5 protein-coding genes are annotated in these 6,842 nt (G+C 37.4%); all 5 read left to right on the top strand.

All coding sequences use genetic code 11. The features are described from left to right. Positions 1-926, top strand: a 926-nt coding sequence (locus ISP71_08740) for a cytochrome c3 family protein (GenBank protein MBL6664172.1), incomplete at its 5' end; no start/stop codon positions are given. Between the two features lie 30 nt (positions 927-956). Continuing rightward, entirely contained in the window at positions 957-4,166 is a 3,210-nt protein-coding gene (locus ISP71_08735; protein ID MBL6664171.1) for a TAT-variant-translocated molybdopterin oxidoreductase, read from the top strand. 12 nt (positions 4,167-4,178) lie between these two features. Continuing rightward, positions 4,179-5,567, top strand: a complete 1,389-nt coding sequence (gene nrfD, locus ISP71_08730; GenBank protein MBL6664170.1) for a polysulfide reductase NrfD — start codon at positions 4,179-4,181, stop codon at positions 5,565-5,567. A gap of 10 nt (positions 5,568-5,577) precedes the next feature. Then, on the top strand, positions 5,578-6,108 hold the full coding sequence (locus ISP71_08725; protein MBL6664169.1) for a DUF3341 domain-containing protein: 531 nt from the start codon (positions 5,578-5,580) through the stop codon (positions 6,106-6,108). A gap of 43 nt (positions 6,109-6,151) precedes the next feature. Next, on the top strand, positions 6,152-6,842 hold a 691-nt coding region (locus tag ISP71_08720; protein MBL6664168.1), incomplete at its 3' end, for a cytochrome c.

Here is a 6,842-nt window from a genome sequence, read left to right as displayed (position 1 = left end):
CTGAGGAAGAAGAAGGAGGGACACCATGGACTTGGATTATTTTGGGGACAATGTTTGTGGTTATCATTATGGCTGTTAGTGGCGTCCGTAGGCAATTAAAAATTGCAACTAAAGAAAGCAGTGAAGAAACAGATTCGCTAACTTACATAGAAGAATTTAAGACTTGGGCATGGAAATATAGGCTCTATGTGGGGATTGTATCATTGGTAATTGTGCTTTCTGTTTTTGTAGGCTTGTTCAAAACGTTATACAGTATCAATGTAATGGAGAATTATCAGCCATCTCAGCCAATTGCTTTTCCTCACGATGTTCACGCAGGAATCAACGGTATTGATTGTAAGTATTGTCACAATTCGGTTACCAAATCAAAATCTGCCGGAATACCATCGGTGAATGTATGTATGAATTGCCATAAAAAAATCAATGGTGAAGGAAAGGAGTATCAAGGTGAAATAGAAAAGATTTATGCTGCAGCAGGATGGGATCCTTCTAAGGGACCTTCTGGTGCTTACACGAATGAAACATCACCAATTGTATGGAATAAAGTTCATAATTTGCCAGACCACGTTTATTTCAACCACTCTCAACACGTAGTAGTTGGAGGTCTAGATTGTAAGCAATGTCATGGAGATATCGCGAAAATGAAAGAGACCGTTAAAGTCCAGCCACATGGTGAATTAAATAAAATTCAAGAAAATATTGACAGTCAAATTGAATTTACTAAACCTACTTTAACTATGGGTTGGTGTATCGAATGTCATAACCAGTCTGGAGTTAAAATTGCGGGTACAGATAACGCATATTATGCAGAAATTCACAACAGACTTAAAAAGAATGATTATAGCTTATTGAATAGCTACAATGATGACGGTAAAGTTACAGTAAAAGAGCTTGGTGGATGGGAATGCTCCAAGTGTCATTATTAATTGAAATTTTCTATTGTAAGGATAAGAAGTATGGCAAATACGAAAAAATATTGGAAAGGAATTGAAGAATTGAATGAAACGAAGTCCTTTCGAGATTCAAAAGAATCTGAGTTTCCACAGTCAAGTTCAATTGAGAGTTTTTTAGCTGATGAAAAATTAGGCGAATCATCAACAGGTCGTCGAGATTTTTTAAAGTTTCTTGGTTTTTCTGTCGCCGCAGCAACGGTGGCTGCCTGCGAAGCTCCAGTTATTAAAGCCGTTCCATATGTAATGAAACCAGAAAATGTAACACCAGGTATGCCTACTTGGTATGCATCTACATACTATGATGGGTCTTCATACGCAAGCATACTTGTAAAGACAAGAGAGGCTCGTCCTATTTTTATAAAGGGTAATAAACACTTTGGGTTCACTAGTGGATCTGTTTCCCCTTCAATTATAGCCTCTGTTCTTGGTGTTTATGATAGTGAAAGAATTCAGCACCCATTGAAAGGTGGAAAAAAATCTACTTGGAAAACAGTCGATACTGAGATTTCAAAAGCAATTAAAGATGCCAATCGCATTGCGTTAATTTCGAATACAATTATTAGTCCTGCTTTGCAAAGTGCAATTGCAGATCTAAAGACAGCTGTAAATGGTGAATTTAACCATATACAGTATGACCCAATTTCGTATTCAGCAATGAGAAAGGCGAATGAGTTAAATTTTGGAAAGTCATTTATTCCAAGCTATGATTTCTCAAAAGCAAAAACAATTGTTAGTATTAATGCAGACTTTTTAAGTACATGGTTACTCCCTACTGAGTTTGCATCGCAATATGGCGAGAAAAGAAATCCGGATAATAACGGAGACTGGATGTCTAAGCATTTTCAGTTTGAGTCTGTTATGAGTGTTACAGGGTCAAATGCAGATTATCGTGCGATGACAAAACCCTCAGAAGAAGCGGATGTACTGAAATATATATTGGCTGGAGTTAAGGGAATGTCTAGTACAATTAAATTACCAACAGCCATAAAGAAAACAGCCGACCTTGCAGTAAAATCATTATTGGAAAGCGGCAATGAGTCGTTAGTTGTATGTGGAACAAATAATACAGGTCTTCAGCAGTTGGTGAATGAAATTAATCACCACAATAAATCTAATGGTACTACAATATTATTGGATAATGAGTTGAACCTTTTTCAATCGGAAGATGCCAAGTTGCTAGAATGTGTTAAAGGAATTTCTGCTGGGGCATATGATGTTGTATTGTTTTACAATTCAAATCCAGCATATACCTTACCAAAAGACGATCTTAAGAATGCTTTAAAAAATAAAAAAGTGAAAGTTACTGTTTCTTTGAACTCTCATTCTGATGAAACAGGAGCCTTATGCTCATACAATTGTCCGGACCATCATGCTCTTGAGTCTTGGGCTGATTTCCATCCGAAATCCAATCACTACGCCTTGGCACAACCGACAATTAGGCCATTACATAATACAGCGTCTGCATTGGAATCTTTTTTGGTTTGGTCTGGAAAAGCGGAACGTGGAGGAAAGGATTCAACAGTTGCTTATGACAAAATTAAAGAGACTTTCTCCAGTTTAAGTACTGCAGATTTTAATATGGTCATGCACAATAGCTGTGTAGAGCTTCAGCAACCAATGTTGGAAGATTCGAGGTCATTCAGCGCTGCTCCATATGCCTCAATGCCAAGTATAGGAAAAGGAACAGAGGTGATATTATATCAAAAAACAGCAATTGGTATTGGAAATAATGCCAACAATCCATGGTTGCACGAATTGCCTGACCCAATTTCAAAGGTAACTTGGGATAACTACATTACAATGAACCCTGTTGAGATGACAAAAGCGGGTTATAAAACCACTTATGATCAAGAAAATGGTCTGTCATTGGCTAAAATTACTGTTAATGGTATTTCAAAAACGCTTCCTGTTTATCCTTTACCAGGTCAAGCACCAGGTACAGTGGGCGTAGCATTGGGTTATGGAAGAGGAGAAAATGGAGAAAAAATTGGAAAGTCGGCATATCAAACAGCTGAATATGGTGGTCATGAGGTGACAGAGAAAGGAAAGCCAAAACCAATTGGCGCGAATGTATTCCCAATGTTGTCAATGGATAATGAGGAGTTTAATTACTCAAATTCAGGAAAGGTGTCAAAGGTTGATGGAGAGTATATTATTGCTGCAACACAAATTCATCATACAGTGATGGGACGTCATTCAATTGTTCGTGAAACAACAAAAGAAATCTACGATTCCAAAGGCAAAGAAGCATATAATCCCGCACATACCTTACAAACATTGGATGATGATTTAAATCATGTTGAAAAGCCTGTGAGTGAGTTTGATATTTGGGATTCGCATCCTGTTGAAAATGTTGGACACCGATGGGGAATGTCAATTGATTTGTCATCATGTATAGGATGTTCAAATTGCTTGGTAGCTTGTCAATCTGAAAATAATGTTCCAGTAGTAGGAAAAGATGAGGTTCGAAGGGGTAGAGAAATGCACTGGCTCAGAATAGATAGGTATTTTGCTTCGGATGAAGAGGCAGCTGTTGGTACGAAGAAGGACAAAAAATCCTTTTCATACGACCAAGCTGAAATTGCCGCTTTAAATCCAAAGGTCGTACACATGCCAATGATGTGTCAGCACTGTAATCATGCGCCATGTGAAACTGTTTGTCCGGTTGCGGCAACAACTCATAGTAATGAGGGATTAAATCAAATGACATATAACAGATGCATCGGAACGAGATATTGTGCAAACAACTGTCCATATAAGGTGAGAAGGTTCAACTGGTTTAATTATCCTTCTTATAAGAAGTTTACCGAAATTAATCCTGCTCAAGATGACCTTGGAAGGATGGTATTGAACCCTGATGTGACGGTAAGGTCAAGGGGTGTAATGGAGAAATGTTCATTCTGTGTTCAAAGAATTCAAGCAACCAAATTGAAATCTAAGATTGATAAAGTACCAGTAGCTGATGGAGAATTTTCGACAGCATGTGCTGATGTGTGCCCAACGAACGCTATAGTAGTTGGAGATTGGAACGATGTTAATTCTAAAATCAGAAAAAGTTCTGAAGACAAAAGATCTTATCAGGCACTTGAAGAAGTTGGTATCAAACCAAACGTATGGTATAAAGTTAAAGTTCGTAATGAGCAAAATGATTTGCTTGCCAAATTGCAAGTAGAGAAGAAGTCTCATCATGGATCAAATAATAAACATCATTAAGAAAAAAACAGTATGCAAAAGGAAGCTGCAATAAGAGAACCACTCATACTCGGTCACAAAACTTATCATGACATCACAGAAGATGTCTGTAGGCCAATAGAGGATAAAGCACCTAAAATGTGGTACATCCTATTTGGGATTGCTTTAATAATAGGTTTGTATGGTGTAGGATGTATATTATACTTACTAGGTACAGGAGTTGGAGTTTGGGGATTAAACAAGACCATTGGTTGGGCATGGGATATCACAAACTTTGTATGGTGGGTAGGTATCGGACATGCCGGAACCTTAATCTCGGCCGTTTTATTGTTGTTTCGCCAAAAATGGAGAATGGCAATTAACCGCTCTGCCGAAGCAATGACAATTTTCGCGGTATTCATGGCAGGGCTATTCCCTCTTATTCACATGGGTAGATTATGGGTAGGATATTGGGTGCTCCCAATTCCAAATCAATTTGGGTCATTATGGGTGAATTTCAACTCCCCTCTTTTATGGGATGTATTTGCCATATCGACTTACCTTTCTGTTTCATTGGTTTTTTGGTACATTGGATTGATTCCTGATTTTGCAACAATCAGAGATAGAGCTAAAAAACCCTTATCAAAGAAGATGTATTCAATACTATCATTTGGATGGTCAGGAAGAGCCAAGCATTGGAATCGTTTTGAGCTTGTTTCTCTCGTTTTAGCTGGTCTTGCAACTCCACTTGTATTCTCTGTACACTCGATAGTATCCTTTGACTTCGCCACATCTGTCATTCCTGGATGGCACACAACGATATTCCCTCCATATTTCGTAGCGGGAGCGGTATTTTCAGGCTTTGCAATGGTACAAACTTTATTGTTGATCATGAGAAAAGCAATGAATCTTGAAGCATACATTCACACCAAACATATTGAGTATATGAATATTGTAATTATGGTAACTGGGTCTATTGTCGGAACAGCCTACATTACGGAATTATTCATATCCTGGTATTCGGGAGTAGAATATGAAGCTTATGCATTCATAAATAGGGCAACAGGGCCATATTGGTGGGCATACTTTGCCATGATGACCTGTAATGTGATTTCCCCTCAGTTGATGTGGTTCAGAAAGTTAAGAAGAAGTTTACTGTTTACATTCTTTATCTCGATAGTCGTAAATATAGGAATGTGGTTTGAGCGTTATGTAATTATAATGACATCACTTCATAGAGATTATTTACCATCTTCTTGGAGTATGCATTATCCAAGTCCCATTGATATTGGTGTTTATATCGGTACGATTGGCTTGTTTTTTACATTTTTCTTGTTATTTGCTAGATTCTTCCCAGTATTGGCCTTGAATGAAATTAAATCAATTTTGAAAGGATCAGGTCAATCTTACAAAGAGTCACCCGATTATCATAAAAACCATTAATTATAAAAGTATGGCTAATAAAGTAATTTATGTAATGTACGATGATGATGGAGTGTTGAAGGACGGTGCAAAAAAATTGGTTTCTAAAGGAATCAAAATTGCAGATGCGTTTTCACCATTTCCTATTCACGGAATAGATCCTATCATCGGTGTTAAAAACACGCGATTGGGTATTATGGCGTTTATATATGGATTAACAGGTCTTACACTTGCAACCATTGGTATGAGATACTTTATGATTGTAGATTGGCCCATGAATATTGGGGGTAAACCAAACTTTTCTTACCTAGAAAATATGCTATCATTTGTTCCAATTTCATTTGAGTTTACGGTTTTATGTGCTGCTCATGGTATGGCCATTACATATTTATTAAAGAATAGGACATTACCAGGAATGCCTGCTCAAAATCCAGACCCTCGGACAACAGATGACAAGTTCGTTCTAGAAATAAGGACGGCAGATAATTCAATGGATGAAAAAGAGCTTGAAAAGTTGATTAAAGACACTGGCTATATTGAAATTGATAAAAAAAACATTTAGTAATTAGAGAAACAAGGACAATATGAAAAGGAATTTTATTTTAATGATGTTACTACCTCTTTTAGGAGTCATCTTTTTACTTCCGTCTTGTGAGTCAGATCCGGATAGTCCGGGAACCGAATTCATGCCTGATATGTATCGGTCACCAGCAATTGAACCATACGTTGATTATGGTGAAATTCGTGGACGTGAAAATAAAGAAGTAAAAACGAAATTGTCAGCTAGACAAACCCCCAAATATACGATTCCGTTTGTTGGAACAGATGAGTCATATGTGAGAATGATGATGCCTAATAAATACAAAGCCGGAAAGGCTTGGGAAGAAACTCATGGCTTGTACGGATGGGATTTAAGTGAAGAAAGTCAGTATGAATTAACAAGGAATATTGCTGTTAATCCATATACAATGACTAAGGATAATGCAGATAAAATATTGTCTGAAGGAAAGGATTTATATGCCGCAATGTGTATGCATTGCCATGGAGAGAAAGGAGATGGAAATGGCCCAATGATACAAAGTGGTGCTTATGGGGATTTGGGTGTAGTTCCTGCATATAAATCATTAGATACTTTATCTGATGGTAAGATATTCCATAGCATATATTATGGAAAAGGATACATGGGCGCGCATGGTTCTCTCTTGAATAAAAAAGAAATATGGACACTTGTCCACTATGTCCGTCAATTCCAAATTGATGATTATGGAAAAGAAGAAGTTGTTGAAGATGATTCAG

The sequence above is a fragment of the Flavobacteriales bacterium genome (assembly GCA_016779995.1).
GTDB lineage: Bacteria > Bacteroidota > Bacteroidia > Flavobacteriales > UBA7312 > UBA8444.
This window is presented reverse-complemented; position numbering and strand designations above follow the sequence as displayed.

Excerpts from the sequence above, each read along its gene's own strand:
- ISP71_08735 (MBL6664171.1), top strand. The coding sequence starts at position 957 with ATGGCAAATACGAAAAAATATTGGAAAGGAATTGAAGAATTGAATGAA.
- ISP71_08725 (MBL6664169.1), top strand. The coding sequence starts at position 5,578 with ATGGCTAATAAAGTAATTTATGTAATGTACGATGATGATGGAGTGTTG.
- nrfD (MBL6664170.1), top strand. The coding sequence starts at position 4,179 with ATGCAAAAGGAAGCTGCAATAAGAGAACCACTCATACTCGGTCACAAA.